This window comes from Cupriavidus malaysiensis, from assembly GCF_001854325.1.
GTDB lineage: Bacteria > Pseudomonadota > Gammaproteobacteria > Burkholderiales > Burkholderiaceae > Cupriavidus > Cupriavidus malaysiensis.
In genome coordinates, this window is sequence record NZ_CP017754.1 from 85,866 (window position 1) to 111,927 (window position 26,062).

General features: G+C 70.6%; 22 protein-coding genes, 1 tRNA gene and 2 riboswitches. Of the genes, 10 read left to right on the forward strand and 13 right to left on the reverse strand.

The window, feature by feature from the left end:
• The first annotated feature begins 68 nt into the window (after positions 1-68).
• Together BKK80_RS00440 and htpX are read left to right on the forward strand one after the other, a co-directional pair.
• Entirely contained in the window at positions 69-503 is a 435-nt protein-coding gene (locus BKK80_RS00440; RefSeq protein WP_157903127.1) for a hypothetical protein, read from the forward strand.
• Between the two features lie 115 nt (positions 504-618).
• Positions 619-1,497: a protease HtpX gene (gene htpX / locus BKK80_RS00445; RefSeq protein ID WP_071010335.1), complete on the forward strand. Its 879-nt coding sequence runs from the start codon at positions 619-621 to the stop codon at positions 1,495-1,497.
• A gap of 148 nt (positions 1,498-1,645) precedes the next feature.
• Here htpX and BKK80_RS00450 read toward each other — a convergent pair whose 3' ends face one another.
• The 3 genes from BKK80_RS00450 to BKK80_RS00460 form a co-directional block, all read right to left on the reverse strand.
• The gene (locus BKK80_RS00450; protein WP_071015884.1) at positions 1,646-2,680 is read right to left on the reverse strand and encodes a GlxA family transcriptional regulator; all 1,035 of its coding nucleotides are present in this window, start codon (positions 2,678-2,680) and stop codon (positions 1,646-1,648) included.
• A gap of 64 nt (positions 2,681-2,744) precedes the next feature.
• Positions 2,745-3,968 (reverse strand): MFS transporter, encoded by a 1,224-nt coding sequence (locus BKK80_RS00455; RefSeq protein ID WP_071068409.1) that lies wholly within the window; start codon positions 3,966-3,968, stop codon positions 2,745-2,747.
• Between the two features lie 119 nt (positions 3,969-4,087).
• Entirely contained in the window at positions 4,088-7,360 is a 3,273-nt protein-coding gene (locus BKK80_RS00460; protein WP_071068410.1) for a bifunctional cytochrome P450/NADPH--P450 reductase, read from the reverse strand.
• A 367-nt stretch (positions 7,361-7,727) separates the two neighbouring features.
• Here BKK80_RS00460 and BKK80_RS00465 point away from each other — a divergent pair, with 367 nt between their 5' ends.
• Positions 7,728-8,384: a TetR family transcriptional regulator gene (locus tag BKK80_RS00465; protein WP_071010340.1), complete on the forward strand. Its 657-nt coding sequence runs from the start codon at positions 7,728-7,730 to the stop codon at positions 8,382-8,384.
• 43 nt (positions 8,385-8,427) lie between these two features.
• Here BKK80_RS00465 and arfB read toward each other — a convergent pair whose 3' ends face one another.
• Together arfB and BKK80_RS00475 are read right to left on the reverse strand one after the other, a co-directional pair.
• On the reverse strand, positions 8,428-8,832 hold the full coding sequence (arfB, locus tag BKK80_RS00470; RefSeq protein WP_071010342.1) for an alternative ribosome rescue aminoacyl-tRNA hydrolase ArfB: 405 nt from the start codon (positions 8,830-8,832) through the stop codon (positions 8,428-8,430).
• A 58-nt stretch (positions 8,833-8,890) separates the two neighbouring features.
• Positions 8,891-9,799, reverse strand: coding sequence for a cation diffusion facilitator family transporter (locus tag BKK80_RS00475; RefSeq protein ID WP_071010344.1), 909 nt, complete (start codon positions 9,797-9,799; stop codon positions 8,891-8,893).
• Positions 9,800-10,167: 368 nt separating this feature from the next.
• Between BKK80_RS00475 and BKK80_RS00480 the strand changes: the two genes are divergently transcribed.
• Both BKK80_RS00480 and BKK80_RS00485 read left to right on the forward strand, forming a co-directional pair.
• A complete protein-coding gene (locus tag BKK80_RS00480) occupies positions 10,168-11,190 on the forward strand; it encodes a YVTN family beta-propeller repeat protein (RefSeq protein ID WP_071070584.1) in 1,023 nt (340 codons plus the stop codon).
• A gap of 53 nt (positions 11,191-11,243) precedes the next feature.
• Complete coding sequence (locus BKK80_RS00485) at positions 11,244-12,251, forward strand: sterol desaturase family protein (RefSeq protein WP_071068411.1); 1,008 nt, start codon at positions 11,244-11,246, stop codon at positions 12,249-12,251.
• A gap of 124 nt (positions 12,252-12,375) precedes the next feature.
• On the opposite strand, the gene BKK80_RS00490 is transcribed toward BKK80_RS00485, so the two are convergent.
• The 4 genes from BKK80_RS00490 to BKK80_RS00505 form a co-directional block, all read right to left on the reverse strand.
• Positions 12,376-13,275, reverse strand: coding sequence for an SMP-30/gluconolactonase/LRE family protein (locus tag BKK80_RS00490; protein ID WP_071010348.1), 900 nt, complete (start codon positions 13,273-13,275; stop codon positions 12,376-12,378).
• Positions 13,276-13,556: 281 nt separating this feature from the next.
• Positions 13,557-13,763: a YgaP family membrane protein gene (locus BKK80_RS00495; protein WP_071068412.1), complete on the reverse strand. Its 207-nt coding sequence runs from the start codon at positions 13,761-13,763 to the stop codon at positions 13,557-13,559.
• Between the two features lie 200 nt (positions 13,764-13,963).
• Positions 13,964-14,800, reverse strand: a complete 837-nt coding sequence (gene ppk2, locus BKK80_RS00500; RefSeq protein WP_071010352.1) for a polyphosphate kinase 2 — start codon at positions 14,798-14,800, stop codon at positions 13,964-13,966.
• A 274-nt stretch (positions 14,801-15,074) separates the two neighbouring features.
• Positions 15,075-15,150: transfer RNA gene (locus BKK80_RS00505), tRNA-Arg, on the reverse strand.
• A gap of 360 nt (positions 15,151-15,510) precedes the next feature.
• Here BKK80_RS00505 and BKK80_RS00510 point away from each other — a divergent pair.
• Positions 15,511-16,374 carry a c-type cytochrome gene (locus tag BKK80_RS00510; protein ID WP_071010353.1) on the forward strand — a complete coding sequence of 288 codons (864 nt, stop codon included), beginning with the start codon at positions 15,511-15,513 and terminating at the stop codon, positions 16,372-16,374.
• 212 nt (positions 16,375-16,586) lie between these two features.
• Here the strand turns inward: BKK80_RS00510 and hemN are convergent, their stop codons facing one another.
• The 3 genes from hemN to BKK80_RS00525 all read right to left on the reverse strand — a co-directional run bounded on the left by hemN (position 16,587) and on the right by BKK80_RS00525 (position 20,245).
• Positions 16,587-18,104 (reverse strand): oxygen-independent coproporphyrinogen III oxidase, encoded by a 1,518-nt coding sequence (gene hemN, locus BKK80_RS00515; protein ID WP_071010355.1) that lies wholly within the window; start codon positions 18,102-18,104, stop codon positions 16,587-16,589.
• 231 nt (positions 18,105-18,335) lie between these two features.
• Positions 18,336-19,472, reverse strand: coding sequence for an ATP-binding protein (locus BKK80_RS00520; protein WP_071070586.1), 1,137 nt, complete (start codon positions 19,470-19,472; stop codon positions 18,336-18,338).
• 38 nt (positions 19,473-19,510) lie between these two features.
• The gene (locus BKK80_RS00525) at positions 19,511-20,245 is read right to left on the reverse strand and encodes a response regulator (RefSeq protein WP_156811074.1); all 735 of its coding nucleotides are present in this window, start codon (positions 20,243-20,245) and stop codon (positions 19,511-19,513) included.
• 261 nt (positions 20,246-20,506) lie between these two features.
• Here BKK80_RS00525 and BKK80_RS00530 point away from each other — a divergent pair, with 261 nt between their 5' ends.
• The gene (locus BKK80_RS00530) at positions 20,507-21,079 is read left to right on the forward strand and encodes a hypothetical protein (protein WP_071068413.1); all 573 of its coding nucleotides are present in this window, start codon (positions 20,507-20,509) and stop codon (positions 21,077-21,079) included.
• A gap of 306 nt (positions 21,080-21,385) precedes the next feature.
• Here BKK80_RS00530 and BKK80_RS00535 read toward each other — a convergent pair whose 3' ends face one another.
• Positions 21,386-23,479, reverse strand: coding sequence for a UvrD-helicase domain-containing protein (locus BKK80_RS00535; RefSeq protein WP_071037751.1), 2,094 nt, complete (start codon positions 23,477-23,479; stop codon positions 21,386-21,388).
• 312 nt (positions 23,480-23,791) lie between these two features.
• Here BKK80_RS00535 and BKK80_RS00540 point away from each other — a divergent pair, with 312 nt between their 5' ends.
• The 3 genes from BKK80_RS00540 to gcvH all read left to right on the forward strand — a co-directional run bounded on the left by BKK80_RS00540 (position 23,792) and on the right by gcvH (position 26,045).
• Positions 23,792-24,034, forward strand: a complete 243-nt coding sequence (locus BKK80_RS00540) for a glycine zipper 2TM domain-containing protein (RefSeq protein WP_071068414.1) — start codon at positions 23,792-23,794, stop codon at positions 24,032-24,034.
• Positions 24,035-24,092: 58 nt separating this feature from the next.
• Positions 24,093-24,181: riboswitch (glycine riboswitch) on the forward strand.
• 21 nt (positions 24,182-24,202) lie between these two features.
• Positions 24,203-24,340: riboswitch (glycine riboswitch) on the forward strand.
• A gap of 96 nt (positions 24,341-24,436) precedes the next feature.
• Positions 24,437-25,564 carry a glycine cleavage system aminomethyltransferase GcvT gene (gene gcvT / locus BKK80_RS00545; protein WP_071010362.1) on the forward strand — a complete coding sequence of 376 codons (1,128 nt, stop codon included), beginning with the start codon at positions 24,437-24,439 and terminating at the stop codon, positions 25,562-25,564.
• Between the two features lie 100 nt (positions 25,565-25,664).
• Entirely contained in the window at positions 25,665-26,045 is a 381-nt protein-coding gene (gene gcvH / locus BKK80_RS00550; protein ID WP_071010364.1) for a glycine cleavage system protein GcvH, read from the forward strand.
• Positions 26,046-26,062 lie beyond the last annotated feature (17 nt).

The following is a 26,062-nucleotide window of genomic DNA, read 5'->3' on the forward strand; positions in this document are numbered from 1 at the left end:
GGTACGGCCGTGCTCATCCTGTAGAATCGGCGCACGGCTTCATGCCATGTCATCGTCCTGAGCGACCCTTGCGCCTCCTACGTCCGTTCCGCCTGCTGCTGCTGATCGCGCTGCTCGCCTTCCTGCCCGTACAGGGATGGGCGGCGGCCGGCGCGCGCACGGCCGCCGCCGGCGCGCCGGCGGTGCCGGCCGGCCAGGCGGTCACCGCCGTGGACGAATTCGCACCGCCGGGGGCGGCCACCGCGCTGCCGGCGCCGAACGCGTTCATCGAGACGGCCGCCACCGCGGCCGCGGCGGGCGACGCCGACCTGCCCGGCCCGTTCGACGGCAAGGACAACAACACCGAGCGCGCCCAGGCGGGCGCCGATCCGGTCGAACAGTGGCTGCCGCCGACGCTGCCGCGGCTGGCCGCGCTGCCGGCCCGTACCGGCGCGCCGCGCTACACCGGCGCTCGCCTGTCCGACCCGGACCTGCCCCGGCAGCCGCGCCCTCCGCGCGCCTGATCCCCGGCGCGGGCATGTCCGCGCACCCTCCGTTTCTTCCGCCTGCCGCACATCGGTGCGGTGTGCGTTCGCGGCCTGGCCGCATTCCTCCGTCGTCCCCTGCGTTATCCACAACATGAAACGTATCCTGCTCTTCCTGGCGACCAACCTCGCCGTCATGCTCGTTCTCAGCCTCACCGCCAGCCTGCTCGGCGTGAACCGCTTCCTGACCGCCAATGGCCTCAACCTCGGCATGCTGCTCGCCTTCGCCGCGCTGATGGGCTTCGGCGGCGCCTTCATCTCGCTGCTGATGTCCAAGCCCATCGCCAAGTGGTCGACCGGCGCGCAGGTCATCACCCACCCTGGCACCAGCCGCGAACTGTGGCTGGTGCAGACGGTGGAGAAGCTGGCCACCCGCGCCGGCCTGCCGATGCCCGAGGTCGCCATCTACGAGGGCGAGCCCAACGCCTTCGCCACCGGCGCCACCAGAAACAGCTCGCTGGTGGCAGTGTCGACCGGCCTGCTGGAGTCGATGCGCGAGGATGAGGTGGAGGCCGTGCTGGCGCACGAGGTCGCCCACATCGCCAACGGCGACATGGTCACGCTGACGCTGATCCAGGGCGTGGTGAACACCTTCGTGATCTTCCTGGCACGCGTGGTCGGCTACTTCGTCGATTCCATGCTGCGCAAGAACGACGAGGAGTCGAGCGGCCCCGGCATCGGCTACATGGTGACGGTGGTGATCTGCGAGATCGTCTTCGGCATTTTGGCCAGCATCATCGTGGCGGCGTTTTCGCGCCAGCGCGAATACCGCGCCGACGCCGGCGCGGCCAAGCTGCTGGGCACCCCTTCGCCGATGGTGGCGGCGCTGCGCCGCCTGGGCGGCCTGGATGCCGACGGACTGCCGCAGAACATGCAGGCGATGGGCATCGCCGGCGGCAAGTCGTGGATGGAACTGTTCTCCAGCCACCCGCCGATCGAACAGCGCATCGCCGCGCTGCAATCGGCCCGCTGAGGCCGCCGGTGCCGGGGTGCCGATGGCGCCCGCGGCACCTTGCGCGGCGGGCCGTGCCGGCCTGCCGCGTTTTCGCCGATCCGCCGATCCGCTGATCCGCTTTTCCCCTTCCCTTTTTCCCCTGGTCCTTCCCGCGCCGCCCGGCGACTCAGGCCGCGCGGCCGTCCGCCGCAGGCACCGCGCGGAAGGCGGCGCGATAGCGTTCCGGCGTGGTCTGCACATGGCGCAGGAAGGCCTGGCGCATCACGTCTGCGTTGCCGAAGCCGGCCAGGCGCGCCACCGCCTCCAGGCGCTGGTCGCCGCTCTCCAGCAGGCGCCGCACCGCTTCCACCCGCAGGCGCTCCACGTACCGCGCCGGTGTTTCGCCGACCTCGCGGGCGAACACCCGCGCGAAGTTGCGGGGGCTCATCGCCACGCGTTCGGCCAGCACAGCCACCGACAGGTCGCGCGCCAGGTGGTCGGCGATCCAGGCCTGCAGTTCGCGCAGCTCCGGCGCCTGCGCGGCCTGGGCCTGCAGCACGGTGGAGAACTGTGCCTGGCTGCCGGGCCGGCGCAGGAACAGCACCAGTTCGCGCGCCACCGCGAGCGAAGCGGCATGGCCCAGGTCTTCCTCGACCAGCGCCAGCGCCAGGTCCATGCCCGCGGTGACGCCCGCCGAGGTGTAGAGCCCGCCCTCCCGGATCCAGATCGGATCCGGATCGACCTGCACGCGCGGGTGGCGGGCGGCCAGCCGGTCGGCGTGGCGCCAGTGGGTGGTGGCGCGGTGGGTGTCGAGCAGGCCGGTGGCGGCCAGCACGAAGGCGCCGGTGCAGACCGCGCCGAGCCGTCGCACGGTCGGCGCCTGCGCACGCAACCAGGTGGTCAGGCGCGCGTCGTCGGCCGCGCTCGCGTGGCCGGCGCCGCCGGCGATCAGCAAGGTGTCGATGGGCCCGTCCAGCCCGGCGGCGATGCCGTGATACGGCGCGTCGGCCAGCATCCTGAGCCCGCTTTCCGTGCGGATCAGGCCATCGTCGCGCACGCTGGCCACCCGCAGCCGGTACGGCGGGCACTCACGCCCGCTCACGCGGTTGGCCTGGCCGAACACGGCGCTGGGGCCGGTGACGTCGAGTTCCTGCGCCGGGTCGGGGGCGACGATGACGACCGTTCGTGGCGTGTCGCTGGCAAGGGAGAGGCGGGCTGGCATGGTGGCGTGACGGTGGCTGTCACCGATCATACCGGGCCCGGCCCGCGCGGTGCGGCACTGCCACTCAAACCGCCGCGCCGGCCGCCAGCGCGCCGGCCTGCTCGCGCCGCACCTGGCGTTGCCAGGCCAGCGTGAGCGCCAGCGCCACCGCCAGCGCCGGCAGCACGGCCAGGTTGACCGCCTGCCAGCCGTGCCGGTGCAGCACCTGGCCCGCCGCCAGCGTGGCGAGCGCGGTCAGCACCGCGGCGGAAAACTCCGCGGCGGCCTGAGTGCGGGCCCGTTCGCTGGGCCGGTAGGACGCGGCCAGCAGCGCCGTGCCGCCCACGAACATGAAGTTCCAGCCCACGCCCAGGCACAGCAGGGCCAGGTAGAAGGCCGGCAGCGCCGTGGACGCAAGCGCTGCCAGCGCGGCCACGGCACACAGCAGCGTGCCGCAGGCCAGCATGCGCGCGGTGCCGAAACGCTGCAGCAACCAGCCCGAGAAGAAGGACGGCGCATACATGCCGACCAGGTGCCACTCGATGATCTGCGCGCCCTGCCCGATGCTGTGGCCGCAGGCGACGGCGGCGATCGGGGTCGCGGTCATTACGAACATCATCACGGCGTTGCCGATGCCGTTGTTGGCGAAGGCGGCCAGGAACACGGGCCGCCGCACGATCTCGCCGAGCGGACGTGCCGGCAGCACGGCCTCGTCGCCGGCGCCGGCTTCGGTGCGGGCCGGCTCGCGGTAGGCGAGCAGCAGCAGCAGGATGGTCGCGACGCCGAACAGCGCCACCACGAGGTAGGAGCCGGCGAATGGCTCGGCCTGCAGCATGTCGCGGCTCCAGGCGGCGATCGCGGGGCCGCACACGGCGGCCACCACGCCGCCGGTCAGCACGGCGGCGATGGCGCGCGGCTTTTCCGCCACCGCGGCGGCATCGGCTGCGGCCAGGCGGTAGAAGCGTGCGAAGGCCTGGAACACACCGACCAGCGCGGTGCCGACGCAGAAAGCGACGAAGTGCCGGTGCGAGATGGCCCACACCGAGACCAGGCCGCCCACGGTGCAGGCGAGGCCGCCCAGGCAGAAGGCCAGGCGCCGGCCGCAGCGCTCGATGACGAAGGCGGCGGCGATCGCGGTGAACGCGGAGGCCACGGTGATCAGCGCGAAGGGCAGCGTAGCCAGCGCCTTGTCCGGTGCCAGCGTATAGCCGACCAGGCCGGTCAGGGTCAGGTCGACGGAAAGGGCTGCGGTGAACAGGGCCTGGCAAACCGCCAGTACCCGGGCCTGCGACATCGCCGGCGTGGCCATGGAACGCTCCTTGGGGGAAATGAGGACAGTCCCAAGGTTAAGTCCGGCGCGCCCGGCACGACGGACAACGATCCGTCGAATCCTGCCAGGCCGGCCGCCTGGCCCGGCCTGGCCCGGGCCTAGTTGAACACGTCCTGCCGGTAGCGGCCCTCGGCCACCAGGCCGGCGAACCAGGCCGAGGCGGCATCGCCGTCCAGGCCGCCCTCGGCCACGGCGATGTCCATCAGCGTCTTGCGCACCGCCGGCGCCATCTGGCGCCCGTCGCCGCACAGGTAGACCACGGCACCGGCGCTGAGCTGGCGCCACAGCTCGGCGCGCTGCTGCCACAGCAGGTCCTGGACGAAGCGCGCAGGGGCGCCGGTGGCAGAGTGCGCCACGTGCAGGCGCGCCACACCCTGCGCCTGCCAGGCCAGCATCTCGTCGCGATACAGCCAGTCGTGCTGCGGGTGGCGGCAGCCGAAGTAGAGCTCGACCGGGGCCACGGCCTGTCCTGCGGCCTGCTGCGCGGCACGCTCTTCGAGGAAGCCGCGGAAGGGGGCGATGCCGGTGCCGGGCCCGATCAGGATCATGGCTTGCGCGGGGTCGGCCTCCGGCGCGAACGGCGGGTTGGGCGTGCGGATGGCGGCCGCCACCGTGGCGCCCGGCGCCAGTCCCTGCAGCCAGTTGGACGCCACGCCGCGGAACTGGCCGCGCCCCGACAGGGCCGGCGCCAGCACGGTGCCGACCGTGAGCGTGGCCACATCGGGCGAGACCAGCGGCGAGGAGGCGATAGAGTAGAAGCGCGGGCGCATCGGCACCACGCAGGCCAGCAGGCCGGCGAGGTCGAGCTCGATGGCCGGGAAGCGCGCCAGCAGGTCGGGCAGGCCGAGGCGGTGCGCCGCCACCTGGGCCGCGTAGCCTTGGGCGGCATCGTCCGAGCCCAGGCGCTCCAGCGACTGCCGCGTGAACGGGCAGCGTGTGCGCTGCGCCAGCAGGCGCAGGGTCTGGCGCGACACCACATCCTGCAGTTCGACGAAGTGCGTGAGCAGCGCGCGCAGTGGCAGGGGCTGTCCCAAGGGCAGGCCGCGCGCCGCGCCGGCGCGTGGCGCCGACAGCGTGACCACCGCTTCGGGATCGAGGTCGAGCCGCTCGCACAGGTCGTGCACCAGTGCCGGACGGTTCTGCGGGTAGACGGCGAGGTGGTCGCCGGCGGCATAGCGGGCTCCCTCGGGCAGGCGCAGCCGGATGTCGCGCGTCGAGGTGCGCGGCGCCTCGACGGCGAAGTCCCACAGGCCGGCGGGATCGCTCACCAGTTCGCGGTTGGCGAGCACGGTGAACGGCTGGGTGTTGGAAGGCAGCACGCTGGCGCGGATCTCGTCGATGCCGCGCAGCGCGACCTCGACCGCCAGCGGCGGCGCGCCCTCGGCGCCCGGGGCCGGGCCGGGCGCGTGCGGCTGCTGCTGCGCGAGCGCGCTCCACAGCGCCGCCAGCCACTGCTCGGCGGCCTGGTCGAAATCGGCATTGCCGTCGGCCTCCCCGCGCGCCAGCAGGGGCCGGGCGCCGGCGGCGGCGAAGAAGGTGTCGAGGCGCTTGGGAAAGGCCTGGTAGGTGGCCCACTGCGAATTGCCGCAGCCGAGCACCGCGTAGCGCAGGCCGCCGGCGCGCCAGTCGCCCGGCGCATCGCCGGCGGCATCCAGCATGGCTTCGAAGCGGCGCGCGTTGTCGGGCGCGCGGCCGTTGTAGGTGGCCGCCACGATCACCGCCAGCCCTTGCGTGGGCAGCTTGCCGAGCGCGTCGTCGAGGTCGTGCAGCGTGGCCTCGTAGCCGGCCGCCAGCGCGCCCGCCTGGACCTGCTCGGCCAGCTCGCGCGCGGTGCCGAGGCTGGAGGCGCACAGCACCGCCAGCGTCTCGCCGCCGGCTGCCACCACCGGGCGCGCCGCCGCGGCCGTGACGGCGCCGGAGGCGGGCGCCGCCACCACGATGCGTTCGTGCGGACGGCGCCGGCGCGCGCGCAGCAGGAAGTGGTCGGGCTTGAGGGTCAGCGTTTCCTTGATGCGGAACTGGTAGTCGTGCGGATCGTGCAGCTGGAAGTGGCGCAGCATCAGCGCCAGCGCCAGCTTGGCCTCGGTCAGCGCGAACTGGCGGCCGATGCAGGCGCGCTCGCCGTTACCGAAGGGCTTGTAGGCATGCGGATGGATGCGTGCCTCGTTCTCGGGCAGGAAGCGGTCGATGTCGAAGCGCTCGGGATCGTCCCACACGGCCGGATCGCGGTGCAGCGCCGTCAGCACCACCGCGACGCGCCGGTCCTTGTGGATGCGGTAGCGTCCGCCGATCACCGTATCCTCGAAGGGCGCCACCGAGAAGGCGGGCGCGGTCGGCCACAGGCGCAGCGTTTCCTTGAGCACGCGGTCCAGCACCTGCAGGCGCGCCAGGTCGGCGTAGGCCGGCGGCGCGTCGCCGGGCAGCACCGCGTCCACTTCGGCATAGGCCTGGGCCAGCACGCCCGGATGGCGCATCAGCTCGTACAGGGCGAAGGTCAGCAGGCCGCTGGTGGTCTCGTGGCCGGCGATCAGGAAGGTGATCACCTGGTTGCGGATATTGACGTCGTCCAGGCGCTGGTCGGTCTCGGGGTCGCGCGCCTCCAGCATCAGGTTGAGCAGGTCGCGCGCGGGCGTGGGCGACTGGCGGCGCTGGCGGATCACGTCGTCGACCAGTTCGCGCATGAAGCGCGTGTCCTCGGCGAACTTGCGGTGCGCCGCGTGCATGAAGCGGTCCTGCAGCGGGAAGCGCGTCAGCTTGCCCATGGCCTCTTCCAGCGCGCCGACCATGGCGTCGATGAAGGGATGGAGCTGCTGGCTGGCGAAGGAGTCGAAGTCGTAGCCGAAACCGGACAGGGCGATGGTGTCCAGCGTCAGCCGCGTCATGTCGTCGGAGACGGCGATGTCGGCATCCGGGCCCTGGCGGTCCCACTTGTCGACCAGGCGCATGGCCACGCGCAGCATCACGTCGAAGTAGCCCTTCATCGCGCGCTGGCTGAAGGCCGGCATCAGGATGCGGTGGGCGCGCCCCCAGTTGGCTTCGTCGGTATGCGCGGTGAACAGGCCGTCGCCGGCCACGTCGCGCAGGAAGGACAGCGGCGGGCCGATGAACTTGCGGAAGCGCGCGGCATCGGCCAGCTCCGCCGCCAGGGCCGCCGACGTGACGAAAGGCACGCGGCGCCCGGCGAAGTCGAGTTCGAAGATGCCCTCGTGCGCCCGCGCGCGCGCCATCAGGTGCTGGGCGAAGGCGCCCGGCTTGATCTGCAGGATATTGCCCACCAGCGGCCAGCCCGGATCGCGCGGGATCGGCTGCAGGGAGGCGGCGGGCCGGCCGGCAACCGGGGCCTGGGACGAGGAAGTGGCGGCTTGCGTCATAGTGGGCGCGCAGGGGCGGCTAGGAGTCGTAGGCGGCCGGCGCGCCTGGCGCGCCGGTGGGAAACATCCTGGGGCGATACCGGTAGACAATACGCACGTGGCAGCCGGTGCGGAGCACGGCAGCGGCACCGGAGATGCCACCGACACCGGAACCGGAGCCGTAGTCGATGTCCGGTAGACATTCGTCTACTTCTGCAGCAAAGTAGACGAATGTAGACAGGATGTCAATGCACATGGCGCGGGGTGCCGCGCGTTTGCATGGCCGGCGCCGCGCGCATGCGCAGGGTGCCGGGCACCGGGCGCGTCTGGTGCACAATTTGTAGATCTGAAGACACACGCGGGCCACCGCCCGCCAAGCTGGCAGCACATGGAAGACATCGCCGACGGCAAACGCAGATTGATCGACGCCGCCCTGCGGCTGGCCGCCGCCAAGCGCAGCTTCGCCGCGCTGGGCCTGCGCGAACTCGCGCGCGAGGCCGGACTCAACCCGAATACCTTCTATCGCCATTTCCGCGACATGGAGGACCTGGCGCTGACCGCCATCGCCGAGGTCAGCGATGCCTTGCGGCCGATGCTGCGCGAGGTGCGCTGGGCGGCCGCGCGCGACAGCTCGCAGGCCGTGGCCGAACGCACCTGCGGCGCCTTCTTCGCCTACGCGCATGGCCATGCCGATGCCTTCCTGCTGGCGCTGTGCGGCAGCACCGGTCCGCAGCCTGGGCTGCGCGCGGCGATCCGCCAGCTGCTGGCCGATATCGCCGCCGAGATCGCCGAGGACATCGAACGCCTGCAACTCATTCCCTCGCTGCCGCGCGCGACCGTCGACGCGGCCTGCGCGGAGATCGTCTTCCACCTGTTCCACCTGTCGGCCGAGTACCTGGAGGCGGACGAGGCCGGCCGGCGCGCCCACGTGGGGCGCGCGGTACGCTTCGTCGCCTGGCTGCTGCACGGCGCCGCCGCGACGCAGGCGGGCGAGGCCTGCCGCGCCGCCGAGGCCGCCGGCGCGGCGCGCCTGTCGGCCCGCTGAGACAGCCCTGATGCGGCTTTGATGCGGCGCGCGCGAGGCGCGCCTACTCGACCACCTTGCCGCGCTGCACCTTGAGTGCGCTGCGCTGGCTCTTGCCCTCCAGGCGGCGCCGGCGCGAGGCCAGCGTGGGACGGGTGGCACGGCGCACGCGCGGCGGCGTGGCCACGCTGCGCACCAGTTCGTGCAGGCGGCGCACGGCTTCCTCGCGGTTGGCTTCCAGGCTGCGGTGCTGCTGCGCCTTGATCACCACCACGCCGTCGCGCGTGATGCGGTGGTCGTGCAGCTGCAGCAGGCGCTCCTGGTGGTCGGCGGGCAGTGACGAGGCGCGGATATCGAAGCGCAGGTGGACGGCGTTGGAGACCTTGTTGATGTTCTGGCCGCCCGCGCCCTGGGCGCGGATTGCCGTGATCTCGTACTCGTGGTGGGGGATGGTCGGCTCGCCGTGCATGGCCGCATCTTAGCAAGCGGCGGGGCCGATATGGGGTACGGGGTACCGCGCCTGCCGCTCAGCGCGGCACGCTGACCGGATCGACGTGGGTCATCACGTTAAGCACGTCAGCGCGCGCCATGGCGCGGTTGCTGGCCTCGGTGGCGATGGCATGGCCCTGGGCCACGCTCAGGCTGCCGTCGACTTCCAGGTGCACGTCGACCAGGATCATGTCGCCCATCTTGCGCGTCTTCAGGTCGTGCACACCCTGCACGCCGGGCGTGGCGGCGATCAGCACGCGCAGGGCTTCCACCGTCTCGGCGTCGGCGGCGCGATCGGTCAGGTCGCGCAGGGCCTCCCGGCTGAAGCCCCAGCCCATGCGCGCCACCATCAGGCCCACCACGATGGCCGCCACCGGATCGAGCAGGTGGTAGCCAAGCAGATTGCCGCCGATGCCGCACGCGACCACCAGGGAGGAGGCGGCGTCCGAGCGCGCGTGCCAGGCGTTGGCCACCAGCATGCTGGAGCGCACCCGCTGCGCCGCCGCCAGCATGTAGCGGAACAGCGATTCCTTGGCCACCAGCGTGGCCAGCGCCACCCATAGCGCGACCGAGGTGACGTGCGGGATGTCCTCGGGGTGCTGCAGCTTGTGCGCGGCCGACCACAGCATGCCGATGCCGACCGCCAGCAGCAGCAGGCCGAGCGCGAGCGAGGCGGCGTTCTCGTAGCGCTGGTGTCCGTAGTGGTGGTCCTCGTCCGGGGCTTTGCCGCCCTGGTGGCCGGCGAACAGCACGACAAAATCGGCCACCAGATCCGACAGCGTGTGCACGCCGTCGGCCACCAGGCCGCTCGAGCCGGACAGCAGGCCGGCGACGATCTGCACCACGCTCAGCACGCTGTTGACTGCCACGCTCACCAGCGTGCTGAGGCGGGCGGTGGCCTGCCGGGCGGCGAGGCCGTCCTCGGCGTCGCCACGCAACGGCGCCATCGGCACCGTCTCCTGCGCCACGTCTTGCACCACGTCTTGTGCCGCCTGTCTCACTCCGTCTGCCTGCCCCACCCGTTCCGTCCCTTGCGATTCCCGCACCATGTTCCCGATCCTCTGGCGGGCCGTGCTCCGCCGGCGCACGCGCGGCGCCGGTGCCGGCCCTGTCGCCGGCAATGCTACCGCAGCCGCGTGTCGGCCGCGTGTCGGCCGCGCGGCAGGCGCCGCCCTGGCCGGGCGGCCGCGGTCATCGCGCGCGCGCCATCGCGCGTTAATGGCGTGGGAGCGTCGCCACGCGGCGCCTGCCCCACGTGGCGTGGCCGGCCCGGCCGCCCGCCCTGGCCGTTCCGGCCCGTATTCCGCCCCGCATCATGCCTGTCTCTTCCCTTTCCTCCCTGCGCCGGCCCCTGGCCGCCCTGGCCTCGCTCACCCTGCTGGCCGGCTGCCTGGCCTGCGCCACTGCCGCCCGCGCCGCCGAGCCCGTCATCGTGCTCGACTCAGGGGAGGCCTCGCTGACGCTGATCGACCAGGCCACGCACAAGGTGCTGCGCACCGAGCCCACCGGCAAGGAGCCGCACCACCTGCTGGCGACGCCGGACCAGCATGCGCTGATCGTCGCCAACTCGGTATCGAACAGCCTGATGTTCCTGGACCCGCACACCGGCAAGGTGCAGCGCCTGAGCGAAGGCGTGGAGGATCCCTACCAGCTCGGCTTCTCGCCCGACCACAAGTGGTTCCTCACCGCCGGCCTGCGGCTGGACCGTGTCGACATCTACCACTATGACGGGCAGCAGCTCACGCTGGCGCGCCGCCTGCCGCTGGGCCGCACGCCGAGCCACCTGAACTTCACCTCGGACGGCCGCCTCGCCTTCGTCACCCTGCAGGACTCGGGCGAACTGGCGGCGATCGACCTCGCCACGCAGAGCGTGTTGTGGAAGCTGCCGGTCGGCAGCACGCCGGCCGGCCTGTGGATGACGCCGGGCGACCGCTATCTGCTGGTCGGCATGACCGGCGAGGACGACGTCAAGGTGGTGGACTGGCGCGCACGCCAGGTGGTCAAGTCGATCCCGACCGGCCGCGGCGCGCACAATTTCCGCGATCTCGACGACGGCCAGCGCGTGGCGGTCAGCAACCGCGTGGCCAGCACCATCAGCCTGATCGACTACCGCACGCTGCAGAAGACCGGCGACATCGCCGGCCTGCTGCCCGGCCCGGACGACATGGCGCTGAGCGCCGACCACCGCTACCTGTGGGTCACCTTCCGCTTCGCCCGCCACGTCGGCGTGATCGACCTGCCCGCGCGCAAGCTGGTCGATACCATCGCGGTCGGCCGCTCCCCGCACGGCATCTTCTTCGCCGACGGCGCGCCGGTGCACGCGCCCAATCCGGACTGAGCGCCGGCGCCGCACCGATCCGCCATCCGCCTCTGCTCCAACCGGCCCGCCCCATGCTGCACTCCTTGCTCGCCCTGCTCGACAACGCGGTCGCCGCGCTGCAGACGCTGCTCTACATCGACATCGTGCAGCCGCTGTGCTTCCACTTCGGCCTGATGGGCTACGACGAGGATGCCTACGATGCGCTGTACTGGGTCATCATCGGCGTACTGCAGGTCGCGGCCATGTACGCGCTGCTGCGGCCGCTCGAGGCGCTGCGACCGATCGAGCGCTGGCCCGACCGCAAGGACGTGCGCGCCGATGTGATCTACACCTGGATCGGCAAGCTCGGCGTGATCAACCTGACCTTCTTCTTCCTGCTGCAGCCGCTGTTCCACCACTGGCAGAGCCTGCTGGTGATGCACGGCATGCCGGCCATCGCGCTGGACCGCCTGCTGCCGGATGCCGACGAGCGGCCGGTGGCGTCCTTCCTGGTCTACCTGGTGGCGCTGGATTTCGCCGGCTACTGGTACCACCGCTGGCAGCACCGCTTCGGCCTGTGGTGGGAGCTGCATGCCGTGCACCACAGCCAGCAACAGATGTCGCTGTGGACCGATGACCGCAACCACTTCCTCGACGAGCTGCTGCAGGCCGCCTTCTTCGCACTGATTTCGCTCTTCATCGGCATGCAGCCGTCGCAGTTCGTGGTCCTGGTGGCGCTGGGCAACTTCATGCAGAGCGTGCAGCACGTCAACGCCCGCCTGCCCTTCGGCCCGCTGCTGGAGCGGCTGGTGGTCAGCCCCGCCTTCCACCGCCGCCACCATGCCATCGGCTACGGCCACGAAGGCACGCGCTACGGCTGCAACTTCGGCGTGCTGTTCCCCTGGTGGGACATGCTGTTCGGCACGGCTTCCTGGGAGCGCCAGCCGGAGCCGACCGGCATCCGCGAACAGCTCCCGCCGCCGCTGGGCAGCGGGCGCGACTATGGGCGCGGCGTGATGGCGCAGCAGTGGCGCGCCTTCGGCCGCATGGCGCAGCGCCTGCGCGGTGGCCACGGCGCCGCCGTCGTCGTGCAGGACTGAGCGCCCGCCTCCCTCACCCCGGGCAGGCGTTCGCCTGCCCTTTCCTTTCACACCAGGCTTGCCGGATCGGCATCGACCGCGCCGCAGCCAGCCACCGGCCCAGCCCGGCGATCCCCCCACATGCTCAGGGCAGGCCCGCGTGCGGCACATCCACCTCCGCCATCAGGATCTGCCCGAGCCGCGTGGCACGGCGCTCGTGCTCGGCAAAGTTCGGTGCGGCCGCCATGAACAGCGTGGTGCCCCTGGGGCCGCCCAGCGCGGCGGCGAAGATGCCCTGCTCGCCGGTGTCGATCTGCTCCAGGATCCTGCCTCCCTGCTGTACGCGCACGATGCGCTTGCCGATGGCGTCGGCCACCCAGACCGCGCCTTCGGCGTCCAGCGCACCGCCGTCGGGGGCGATCGAGGCGGCGGCCATCAGGGTGCCGATGTCGTCGCTGTCGGGCATGGCGCCGAAGCTGGCCCAGTCGCGCCGCGGCCCGAGGTTGCCGCCGGGCAGGATGTCGAAGGCGGAGACGCGGTTGCCGAAGGTCTCGTTGACGATCAGGGTGCGGCCGTCCGGCGTGATGAAGGAGCCGTTGGGAAACCACAGGCCCTCGGCCACCACGCGCGCGGCGCCATCGGGCTCGACGCAGACCAGTCCGGTGGTGCGGAAGGGCGCGCCGGACATCAGGTCGAAGCCGAAATTGCCGACGTAGGCGCGGCCTGCGCGATCGACCACCATGTCGTTGATATGGCCGCCGGTCAGGGCGGTGAGGTCGGCATGCACGGCCAGCGTGCCGTCGGGCTCGCGGCGCAGTACCTTGCGGTCGCGCATCGACGAGATCAGCAGCCGGCCGTCGGGCAGCCAGCCCAGCCCGGACGGCTGCTGTGGTACCTGCGCCATCTCGGTGACGCGGCCGTCGAGGCCGGCGGCGATGACCTTGCCGGTGTAGAAATCCGACGCCCACAACCTGTCTTCATGCCAGCGCAGCCCTTCGAGGAAGGTATAGCCGGACACCAGAACCGATAACGCTCGCTTCGCCATGCATCGTCTCCTGTTCTTGTTCGTGTCCGGAACGCGCGATGGCGCACGCTCCGGGGAATGCATCAGTCGGGATGGAACGGTTCGCGCAGGCCGCGCGCGGGGCGGGCCTGCCGCGGTGCGACGGCACGGGATGAGGCGGGAAACAGCGGGAGGACGTGGCCAGGCCGGCGCCACGGGAGTACGAAAGCGGCACGTCGCCCGCGTACTGTAGCGGGGCGGTTTTTCAAGCGTCAAGGCGCGCGCGTGCTGCAGCGCGGCGCCTCGGGCGGATCGCGCCGCGTTCAGTCCGGGGTGCCGGCCTTGGGTGCCTGGCAGGTGCGGATGCCCAGCAGGCTGTAGGCCGGGCAGACCCGGACGATGCCGGTCAGCAGGGGCACCACGCCGATCCAGCCCCACGGGCCGATCTTTCCGGTGGCGGCCAGGCCGATCAGCAGCAGCCCGGCGATGATGCGGACGGCGCGGTCAATGGTTCCGACATTGGCGTGCATGGCGAGACTCCTCGCAGATATCCTCGCAGATTGGGAGAGGCCGGCACCCACGCGGGTATCCGCATGGGTCGGCGGTCGGTGCCGGCGGCAGCTTGCCACGAGCACTTATCCACAGGCTACGAGCGTCTCGCCTGCGCGGCCTTGACGCAGCGCAAGCGCAGAGCATGGGGAGGCCCGGCCAGGGCACGCCGCCGCCCGGCTCAGAACCGCTCGGGGATGCGCTTGTCCGAGTGGTCCGCCTCGACGTAGCCTTCCGGCCCCAGCCGCTCGGGCAGCACGGTCTTCTTGTGCGGCAGCTCCTGGTAGGGGATCCGGCCCAGCAGGTGGGCGATGACATTGAGCCGCGCGCGCCGCTTGTCGTCGGCATCGACCACATGCCACGGCGCATGGGCGCTGTGGGAGGCATCGAACATCGCGTCGCGGGCACGCGAATAGTCGTACCAGCGGCGATACGACTGCAGGTCCATGTCGGACAGCTTCCACAGCTTGCGCCCGTCGTCGATGCGCGATTGCAGGCGCCGGGTCTGCTCGGCCTGGCTGATTTCCAGCCAGTATTTGACCAGGATGATGCCCGCATCGATGATCGCCTTTTCCACCAGCGGCACGTCGCGCAGGAAACTCTCGACCTCTTGCTCCGTGCAGAACCCCATCACCCGCTCGACGCCGGCCCGGTTGTACCAGCTGCGGTCGAAAATGACGACCTCGCCACCGGCCGGCATATGCGGGAGGTAGCGCTGCACGTACATCTGCGTGCGCTCGCGCTCCGTGGGTGCAGGCAGGGCCACCACGCGGAACACGCGCGGACTGACGCGCTCGGTGATGGCCTTGATGGTCCCGCCCTTGCCCGCGCCGTCCCGGCCCTCGAACAGCACGCAGACCTTGGCGCCCGTCTGCTGCACCCAGCGCTGCAGCTTGACCAGCTCCACGTGCATGCGGAAGAGCTCCTTGTCGTAGGCCTTGGCGCCCAGCTTCGGCTTGCCTGCAGTGGTCTGGTCCGGCGTGACTGCGGTGGTGTCCTGATCGGACTGGCTTGCCATGGTCGTCCTCCTGGTCTGTGGTCGGCCTGTCCCGGCGGCCTGTCGGTGCCGGGCATGGGCGGCGCGATGATCCTGAAGCATAGCGCCGGCGTCGCCGCGGTAACCCCTGAGCCGCCCCGCGACACTTGGAGGGCACCCGGGTCGGGCGGGAGGCCGGTGCATCACTCGCGGCGAACGAAGGCATCGGCAGCATGCGAGCGAACTCTTCGGCACATTATGGACGTGCCGGCGGCAATACCAGGGGGAGTCGATGCGGAAAAGCGGAAAGCGGCGGTGGCGCGCCCGGCTGGGATCGAACCAGCAACCCCTGCCTTCGGAGGGCAGTACTCTATCCATTGAGCTACGGGCGCGCGGAGCAGGTGGCGAAGGCGACAGCCTCCGCCGGAAAGGCGCATAGCATACCCTGTTTGCCCGGGATCGTCCAATCGGTGCACACCCGGCACTTTGAGCCAGGTCACGCAGCCGTCGCTTTTGCCGCCCCGAATCAGGCAACGCCGCTATAATCGCTAGCTATTTGTGCAAGGACGGGGCTGCTTCGTATCCACTTGGTGCGCCGCAGCCGTCGCGGTGGCGCCGGCGGGAGGAGAACCACGGCTCATCGCTGGCTCGACCGTCGCGCGCGAATCGTGGCGCCAGAAGAACGAGGCCGAGCCGATCAGAACTGAACGCATGCGGCCAGACAGGTTTCCTGCAAAAAACGAGAGTTCAGCATGAGCGACGTCCAACAACCACACGACGAACACGAGTCTCCCATCAAGACGCCCAAGCAGTTGATCGCGGTAGTCATCGCCGCGTTCCTGGTGCCGATCCTGGTCATCATCCTGCTGGTCAACTTCGTCGGCCATGGCGCCAAGGAAGGCGCTGGCGCGACGGACGCCACCGAAGCGGTGATCGACCGCATCAAGCCGGTCGCTTCGCTCGAGCTGAAGGATGCCAACGCGCCGCGCGTCTACAAGACCGGCGAACAGGTCTACAAGGAAGTCTGCTCCGCCTGCCACGCGACCGGCGCGGCGGGTGCGCCCAAGTACGGCACCGCCGGCGACTGGGCCCCGCGCATCGGCCAGGGCTTCGACGGGCTGCTGAATTCGGTGCTGCACGGCAAGGGCGCGATGCAGGCGCGCGCCGGCACCACGCCGGACGACTACAGCGACTACGAACTGGGCCGTGCCGTGGTCTACATGGCCGATGCGGGCGGCGCCAAGTTCCCCGAGCCGGCGGCACCGGCGGCTGCAACCGCCGCGGCTTCCGCGCCGGCGGCCGAGACCGCTGCGGCCGCCCCGGCTCCGGCGGCTGCCCCCGCGCCTGCCGCCGCCGCTGCACCGGCCGCGGCGTCGGCCGATACCGGCAAGAAGGTCTACGAGCAGGTCTGCGCCGCCTGCCATGCGGCCGGCGTGGCCGGTGCGCCGAAGTTCGGCGACAAGGCGGCCTGGGCGCCGCGCCTGAAGGAAGGCATGGACGTGGTGCACAACTATGCGCTGAAGGGCAAGGGCGTGATGCCGCCGAAGGGTGGCTATGCCGGCCCCGATGCCGACGTGCTGGCCGCGGCCGACTACATGGCGGCCGCCGCGAAGTAAGCTCCGCACGGCCGGACGCGGTTCCGGCCGGCGCAGTCGACGCAGTAGAAAAAGCCCGCGGCATGCCGCGGGCTTTTTGCTTTGTCCTGCTGCTTTCCTTCTGTTGCTGCTTCCCTTCTGTGCGGTCAATCGTCCGGCCGATCCGCACACTACGCCGGCCGCCAACCCTGCGCAGGCGGCCGCCGGGGGCGCAGCGCGCCGCCCGGCCCCCGCTACACCACCCGCGAGTAGCGCACCAGCGGGGCCGCTACCGCTTCGTTGGCGGCCTCGCCGGCCAGCGCGCGCCGGCGTGCGGCGTCTTCGCGCAGGTGGCGGTCGAATACCATCGCCACGCGGCGCACCAGCAGGCGCCCGAGCGGTGTCACCTCGATGCGGCCGGGCCGGCAGTCCACCAGGCCGTCGGCGGCCAGGCGCTCCAGGTCCGCCAGTTCGGTGGCGAAGGCGGCTGCGAAATCGATGCCGTGGCGTGCCGCCAGCGCAGCGCTGTCGAGCACGCCGTTGCACATCAGCGCGCCGATGATCTCGCGCCGCAGGTGATCGTCGGCGGACATGTGGAAACCGCGGATCACCGGCAACCGGCCGGCGTCGAGCGCGGCGTAGTAGTCGTCCAGCGTGCGCGCGTTCTGCACGTAGCGTCCGGCCACCGCGCCGATCGCCGACACGCCGAGTCCGACCTGGTCGTAGCCGGCGTGCGTCGAATAGCCCTGGAAGTTGCGTTGCAGCTTGCCCTCGCGCTGCGCCACGGCGAGGTCGTCGCCGGGCAAGGCGAAATGGTCCATGCCGATGTAGACGTAGCCGGCGGCGCTCAGTTTCTCGATGGTGGCGACCAGGATCTCGAGCTTTTCGGCCGGCGCCGGCAGCGCCGCTTCGTCGATGCGGCGCTGCGGCTTGAACACATGCGGCAGGTGCGCATAGCTGTAGACCGAGAGCCGCTCGGGCCGCATCTCCAGCACGCGCTCGATGGTCACGGCGAAGCGCCGCGCGTCCTGGTGCGGCAGGCCGTAGATCAGGTCCATGCTGATGGAGCGCATGCCGAGGCGGCGCGCGGCATCGACCACGGCGCGCGTCTGCGCCACGGACTGCTCGCGGTGGATGGCGCGCTGCACCTCGGGATCGAAGTCCTGCACGCCCAGGCTGATGCGGTTGAAACCCAGTTCGGCCAGCAGGGCCATGCGCGCATCATCCACCACGCGCGGGTCGATCTCGATGGAGTGCTCGCCGTAGGCGGACAGTTCGAAGTGCTCCTGCAGCGCGGCCATCACACGGCGCATCTCGTCTTCGTCGAGAAAGGTCGGCGTGCCGCCGCCCCAGTGCGACTGCAGCACCTGGCGGCGCGCGCCCAGCGCCTGCGCCACCTGGGCGGCCTCACGCGCGAGGTAGTCGACGTAGCGCGCGCTGCGCCCATGGTCGCGCGTGATGATCTTGTTGCAGCCGCAGTAGTAGCAGATGTTCTCGCAGAACGGCACGTGCACGTAGAGCGAGAGCGGCGAACCCGTTGGCAGAACCGGCGCGGACGCCCCGCGGCTGCTGTCGGCCAGCGCCGTGCGGTAGTCGGCCTCGCCGATGCCGTCATGGAAGCGGTCGGCGGTCGGATAGGAGGTGTAGCGCGGGCCGTTGCCGTCGATGCGGCCGGCGAGCGCGCGGAAACCTGTCAGCGCGTCGCGGTCGAGCGTCCGCGCGGCGGGTGTAATGGGTGAGGCGGGTGTGAGGCGTGAGGTGGGAGCGGACATGGGGGCGCCCTCGGCGGACGGATTGCTGATGGCCCATGCTAGTCCCGGCGCGGCGCGGGGGGCTTGACCGGCGTCAAGCGCTGGCGGCGACGGCGGGACGGCCGTCGCCGAGCGGTGTCGACTGCCACGCTGGCGTCGCGTGCCGCCTTCGACGCCCCTGGCGCCAGGCCTTCCGGCGTTCCCGAGAGCGCAGGCGCACTCGGAGGCACCTCAAACACACCTCAGCCCGCGTCAGACGCGCGGCAGCACCATGCGCACGCGCAAACCGCCTTCGGGGCGGTTGGCCAGGCTCAGCTCGCCGCCGTGGCGCGCCACGATGTCGGCCGCGATCGACAGGCCCATGCCGACACCGCCGGTGGCGCGGCTGCGCGAGGACTCCACACGGTAGAACGGCTCCAGTACACGCGGCAACTCCTCGTGCGGAATGCCGGGGCCGTCGTCGCAGACGTCGATCACCACGCGCTCGGGCGCGTCGGTCAGGCGGATCTGCGCGGCGCCGCCATAGCGGTGCGCATTCTCGATCAGATTGACCACGGCGCGGCGCAGTTCGGCCGGATAGGCCAGCAGCGGCGCCGCCTGGCCGTCCAGCCTGACGTCCTGGCCGAGTTCGGCGGCGTCGTCGACGATGGCGTGCAGCAGGGCCAGGATGTCGACCCGCTGGCGCGGCTCGCCGCTGTCGCGGTCGCGCAGGTAGTACAGGGTGGAGTCGATCAGGCCGTTCATCTCGGCCAGGTCCTGGCGCAGGCGGTAGCGCACGTCGCGGTCGTCGACGCGCTCGATGCGCAGGCTCATGCGCGTCAGCGGCGTGCGCAGGTCGTGCGATACGGCGGCGAGGAAGCGCGACTGCTGCCCCATCTGCGTGCGGATGCGCTGCTGCATGTGGTTGAACGCCACCGCTGCGGCGCGCGCCTCGACCGGGCCGGTATCCTCGTCGAGCTGCGGTGCATTGACGTCCTGCGCCAGGCGGCCCGCGCCGCTGGCCAACTGCTGGATCGGCCGCGCCAGCAGGCGGGCACCCACCCAGGAGGCGGCGACGATGGCGGCAAGCTGCAGCAGCAGGCCCGGGCGCGGCGGCCACCAGCCGTGCAGCCGCCGCGGCGGCCCGTGGGGTGGCATCGGCGGTGGCGGCAGGTCGGCGGCGAACAGATCATCGGGCGGCGGCGGTGGCATGCGCCCTGCCTCCAGCCCCGGCGGGCCCGGCGGCATCGCGCCGGAGGGCTGGCCGGGGGTGGCGTGGCGCGCGCCGGCGGCGGTGGTGTCGTGGCGCTCCAGGCCGGGGCGCGGGAAAATGCTCTCGATGACCGTGATGCCGAGCAGGTGCACGGCCAGCATGATGGTGGCCATCACCAGGAACAGGCGCACGAACATGGTGTCGTAGCGCGCCAGCGGACCGCGAAGACGCACGTTCAGCTTTCCACGTTGGCGGTGAAGACGTAGCCCTCGCCGCGCACGGTGCGGATCAGCACCGGATCGCGCGGATCGTCGCGCAGCTTCTGGCGCAGGCGCGACACCAGCAGGTCGATGCTGCGGTCGAACACGTCCAGGTCGCGGCCGCGCGCCTGGTTGATCAGCAGCTCGCGGTCGAGCACGCGGTGCGGATGTTCGATGAAGGTCAGCAGCAGGCGGAATTCGGCATTGGACAGCGGCACCACCGTATCCTCGCCGTCGACCAGCTGGCGCAGCGTGGTGTTGAGCCGCCAGGCGCCGAAGCGCAGTTCGTGCCCGGCGGCGGCGGCCGGACGGCGCTGCCCGCCCTGGCTGCGGCGCAGCACGGTGTGGATGCGCGCCACCAGCTCGCGCATCTCGAAGGGCTTGGTGACGTAGTCGTCCGCGCCGACCTCCAGGCCGACCACGCGGTCCGCCAGTTCGGCGCGCGCCGTCAGCATGATCACCGGCGTGTCGCTCTGCTCGCGGATCTCGCGGCACAGCGCCAGGCCGTTCTCGCCTGGCAGCGACAGGTCGAGAATGACCAGGTCATAGGTCTTGCCGGCCATCGCGGCGCGCATGGCGGCACCGCCCTCGGCACCGTCGGCCGCCATGCCGAAGGTCGACAGGTAGTCGGCCAGCATGGTGCGGATCTGGGTATCGTCGTCGACGACAAGTAGTTGCAGCGGAGCGGAGGCGGTAGCGGTGGATTCCATTCTCATGTCGGCAAGGCGGCATCCGCCGCAGCGCTCACTGTAGCAGCACAGCATACTCTGGCTTTGGCCGCTTTGTATCCACACCGATACAGACGAAAGCCAGGGCCGAACCTGTCTGTACAAGCAAGCGTCGGCGGCGTGACCAAGTGCTCAAGCTGGGCACGAAATCGGGGCATACCATCGAAAAAGTCGGCCATGCGCCGCTTGTTCGCGACCCTGCCATCCGGGGCCGACATCCTTCGTTGTTCACGGAGCCAAACCATGACACGCCCGACCCGCCTTCGGGACGCGCTGCGCCGCGTCCGCTTCCTCCTCAGCCTTGCCGTGCTCGGCGGCGCCTGCTCGCTGGCCTTGCCGGCCCATGCGCTGCAGAACGCCTCGTCCGATCCACCCGCCCGGCCCGGGCCGAACCTTGCACCGCGCGAGGCACTCGGCCTGAATGCCGCGCAGAACGCGCTGTGGCAGGCCGCCGAGTCCGCCACGCGTGAAGCACACGCCCATGCGCTGGAGCTGCGCGCGCGCTTCCTGCGTGAAAGCGGCGACCCCGAGGGCATGCGCGACGGCAGCGCACCGCTGCGCCCGCGCGTCCAGGCGATGGAGCGGCTGCACGATGCGCTGGAGAAGGACCGCCGCGCGGTCGATGAACGCTGGCTGGCGCTGGATGAGAGCCTCGATGCGTCCCAGCGGCGCCGCTTGCGCGCGATGCCCCAGGTGGCGCACTGGCTGGGCCTGATGCCGCCGATGCATGGCATGCACGAGCTGGAGATGGGCCGTCCCGGCGGGCCGGAAGGCAGGGACCAGGCGGGCCCCGGCTTCGACGGGCCGCCGCACTGAGCGCTGCCGGGAGTATCGCGGCGCGCGTGCCACGCCTCGCTGCACCCTGCCGACCTGGCTGCTGCATGCGTGGCGCCGCGGCGTGCAGCGATCGGCGGTGACCGGAATGTGGATAAAAGAACGCCCCCGCGCTTTGGGCCGGGGGCGTCAAACAGGGAAGAACCGGGCACGCATGCCCGACCGCGCAGGACAGAAGGGTTAAGCCCCGCACGGTACCCGCAGCACAAGGCCGCGGACGGGGGTGATCCTAGTCGGCGCGCCGGGGCCGGTCTTGTCTATCTCGTATCCCTATGTATCGACTTTGTATCAGACCCCGGCCTTTCCGTTACCGAGCAGCGCCTTGAGTCCGGCCAGGCGGTCCTTGGGGCTCATGGCCGGGGCCGTGTCCTTGGGCGCCGGCGCCTCTTCCAGCTTCATTTCACCGATGAAGCGCGACGGCTGGCAGGAATAGGTGTCGCGCGCGCGCTTGCGCTTCTTGCACCAGCTGATGTGCAGGCTGCGCTGGGCACGCGTGATGCCGACGTACATCAGGCGGCGCTCTTCCTCGACCTTCTCGTCGCTCATGTCCTCGTCCTCGCGGCAATGGGGCAGGATGCCCTCCTCCACGCCGACCAGGAACACATGCGGGTACTCCAGGCCCTTGGAGGCATGCAACGTCGACAGCCGCACCGCGTCGGGATCTTCTTCGCGGCCCTCGAGCATGCTCATCAGCGCCACCGTCTGTGTCAGCTCGAGCAGGTTCTTGCCCTCGTCGCCGAAGCCGTCGGCGGTGTCGTAGCCAGTGGCCTCGCCCGTGCCGTCGCCACCCTCGGGCTTGGTGCCCTTGCGCTTGAGCCAATCGAGGAATTCCAGCGTGGTGGTCCACCTGGACTGTGCCTGGCGCTCGTCGAAGGTGTCGTAGAGGTAGGCCTCGTAGTGGATGCCTTCCATCAGGTCGTCGAGCACCTGCGTGGCCGGGTCTTTGGCGGCGCGCGCGGCCAGCCGCACCATCGACTCGCAGAACACGCGCAGCGGCTCCAGCTGGCGCGGCTGCAGCTTGCCTTCGATGCCGCCCATCATGGCCGCCTCGAACAGCGAGACCTTGGCCTGGCCGGCGAAGGTGCCCAGCACCTCCAATGTGGTATTGCCGACGCCGCGCCGCGGCGTGGTGATGGCGCGGATGAAAGCAGGGTCGTCGTCCGGATTGGCGATCAGGCGCAGGTAGGCGCAGATGTCCTTGATTTCCGCCTTGTCGAAGAAGCTCTGCCCGCCCGACAGTACATAGGGAATGCGTTCGCGGCGCAGGATCTGCTCGAACAGGCGTGCCTGGTGATTGCCGCGGTACAGGATGGCATAGTCGCGGAACTGCGCGCGGCGCTCGAACTTGTGGGCCGACAGGCGGAACACCACGGACTCCGCCTCATGCTCCTCGTCGTTCATCGGGTTGATGGCGACCGGGTCGCCCATGCCGTGCTCGCTCCACAACTTCTTGTCGAACAGCTTCGGATTGTTGGCGATGACGGCGTTGGCCGCTTCGAGGATGCGCACCGTGGAGCGGTAGTTCTGCTCCAGCTTGATCACTTTCAGGTCGGGGAAATCGGTCTGCAGCAGGCGCAGGTTGTCGAGCGTGGCGCCGCGCCAGCCGTAGATGGCCTGGTCATCGTCGCCGACCGCGGTGAAGGCCGGCGCGCGCAGGTGCGAGCCACCCGCCAGCAGCTTGAGCAGCTGGTACTGGCAGGCATTGGTGTCCTGGTACTCGTCGACCAGGAAGTAGCGCAGGCGGTTCTGCCACTTCAGGCGCACCGTCTCGTCGCGCGCGAACAGTTCGGCCGGCAGGCGGATCAGGTCGTCGAAATCCACCGCCTGGTAGGCATGCAGCGTGGCCACGTAGTTGCGGTAGACCAGCGCGGCCTGGTGCTGGTCGGCATCGGCGGCCTGCGCGATGGCCGCTTCGGGATCGACCATGCCGTTCTTCCACAGCGAGATCGTGCCCTGCACGCTGCGGATCAGCTTCTTGTCGGTGGTGCCGAGCTGTTCCTGCACCAGCCCGAAGCAATCGTCCGAGTCCATGATCGAGAACTGCGGCTTCAGGCCCACGTGCTCGGCCTCGGCGCGCAGGATCTGCACGCCGAGCGAGTGGAAGGTACAGACCGTCAGCTGCTTGAGCGGCAGACGCTTGCCTTCGCGCGTGGTCTTGCCTTCCATCAGCTTGCCGATGCGCTCCTGCATCTCCTTCGCCGCCTTGTTGGTGAAGGTGACGGCGGCGATGTGGCGGGGCTCGAAGCCCTTGTCCTCGATCAGGTGGGCGATCTTCTGCGTGATCACCCTGGTCTTGCCCGAGCCGGCGCCGGCCAGTACCAGGCAGGGACCATCGAGATAGCGGACAGCTTCGGATTGGGCGGGATTGAGTCCGTGGGTCATGCGCGGGAAGACAGCGTGGATGTGTGACGGGAACGGCCGGGCCGCGGATGCGGTGCGGCGTGTGCAGGATCCGGCGCGCCTCGGCACCGTGCAAGCGAAGGATGTTAACACGCGCCGCCGCCAGGCCAGGCTGCTCGACGAGGCCTTTGTCCCCGGCCGTCATGTAACGCGCCGTAATGCTCTGTAATGAAAAGTAATGGCCGGGATCGCGTCCCGGATGGCGGTCTCTAAGAAGGATAGAGAGCTTGTATGACGGCTGCTCCAACACTGCTTCAACCAGGTGTGGCCTCATCATCACATGGGAGCTGTCCTATGCGAACACAGAAGCGAGCACGTCCGGCCCTGGCCAAGGCCATCCTGATCAGCACCACGCTGGTGGCGTTCGCCGGCTGCGCGGACATGTCGCCCAAGCAGCGCAACACCGCCATCGGCGCCGGTATCGGCGCGGTCGGGGGTGCAGTGCTGACTGGCGGCGATGCGCTGGGCACCGTCGGCGGCGCGGCCGTGGGCGGTGTCATCGGCAACGTCACCACCCCGAACCGCAGGGGCCGGTGAGCCCTGCCCCGCCGGCCCGGGGCGCGTTGACAAAGCGGGGGGCGTCCCGTACATTGCGCGCATCCGGCCGGGAGAGCGCGCGAGGCATCGCGCCGCCGAAGGGGTATCACCCGAAAACTCTCAGGCACCATGGACTGGTCGGATCGGCGGGCAATATGCACACGATGCACGCCGTACTCTGGAGAGCGACACCCGCCATCGTTCGCATGAATGACGGTGAGCGTGTCCACCGAAGGGGCGCGCAGGGCCCGGTTCCGCCAGGAGCCACCCTGTAATCTCTCAGGTATCGAGGACAGAGGGGTCATCCGCCGCAGCGGATTCGCAGCACGACGCGCGCGAGCCATGCGGCGGATGGCCCTTTTTTCGTTTTCGCAACCGCAGAGATCCGTCCCCGAGGAACCCATGACGCTCCAGGCCACGCCCCTCAATGCCATCCACCGCGCCCTCGGCGCCCGCATGGTCGACTTCGGCGGCTGGGACATGCCGGTCAACTACGGCTCCCAGATCGAGGAACACCACGCCGTGCGCAGCGACGCCGGCATGTTCGACGTCTCCCACATGTGCGTGGTCGACCTCGCCGGTCCCCACGTGCGCGCCTTCCTGCGCGGCCTGCTGGCCAACAACGTGGACAAGCTGCAGACGCCGGGCAAGGCGCTCTACTCCTGCATGCTCGACGACAAGGGCCACGTCATCGACGACCTGATCGTCTACTTCTTCGCCGAAGACCGCTTCCGCCTGGTGGTCAACGCCAGCACCGCACCCACCGATATCGAATGGATCCGCGCCCGCAATGCCGCCACCGGCAGCGGAGTCGCGATCACGCCGCGGCGCGCCGACAACGCCCCCGCGGGCGTGGCGCCGCTGGCCATCGTCGCGGTGCAGGGCCCGAACGCGCGCGCCAAGGTATGGGGCGCCTTCCCCAGCACCCAGCCGAGCGAAGCGCTCAAGCCCTTCAACGCCCTCGTGGTACAGGACCCGGCCATCGGCGAAATCATGGTCGCACGCACCGGCTACACCGGCGAGGACGGCTTCGAGCTGGTGGTGCCGGCCGACAACGTCGCCGCGGTGTGGGAAAAGCTGGATGCCGCCGGCGTGCGCCCGGCCGGCCTGGGCGCGCGCGACACGCTGCGCCTGGAAGCGGGCATGAACCTGTATGGACAGGACATGGATATCCACACTTCGCCGCTGGATGCGGGCCTGGCCTGGACCGTCGACCTGCAGAGCGAACGCGACTTCACCGGCAAGGCCGCCCTGCTGGCCGACGGCCAGAAGGCCGCCTTCGCCGGCCTGGTCCTGCGCGACAAGGGCGGCGTGCTGCGCGCCCACCAGACCGTCGTCACGCCCGCCGGCAACGGCGAGACCACCAGCGGCACCTTCAGCCCGACCCTGTCCCTTTCGATCGCCTTCGCCCGCCTGCCGCTGGGCGCGCAACCCGGCGACAGCGTCGAAGTGGAGATCCGCGGCCGCAAGCTGGCGGCGACTGTGGTTAAACTGCCGTTTGTGCGCAATGGCAAGGCACTCGTGAGCTGACGCTCGCAACGGTCAAACAAGGTCAAGAGCCAACGGTCATGGCGCGCCCGCGCGCGGGCGCGCCCAGAACAGACGAACCAACCGAATCCGGAGAATCCACATGAACTTCCCCCCCGAACTCAAGTACACCGAGTCGCATGAGTGGGTGCGCGTCGAAGCCGACGGCACGCTGACCATCGGCATCACGGACCATGCGCAGGACGCGCTGGGCGACATCGTCTTCCTCGAGCTGCCCGAAGTGGGCCGCAGCGTCGGCGCCGGCGACGCGCTGGCCGTGGTCGAGTCGGTCAAGGCCGCCTCCGACATCTACGCGCCGGTGGCCGGCGAGGTCATCGCCATCAACGACGCCGCCAGCGCCGAGCCGGAGAGCGTCAACGCCAACGCCTTCGAGGCCTGGCTGTTCAAGCTGAAGCCGGCCAACGCCGACGACGTCAACGGCCTGATGTCGGCCGACGCCTACAAGGCCAGCGTCGGCGCCTGACGCCGCGCGGCCCCGGC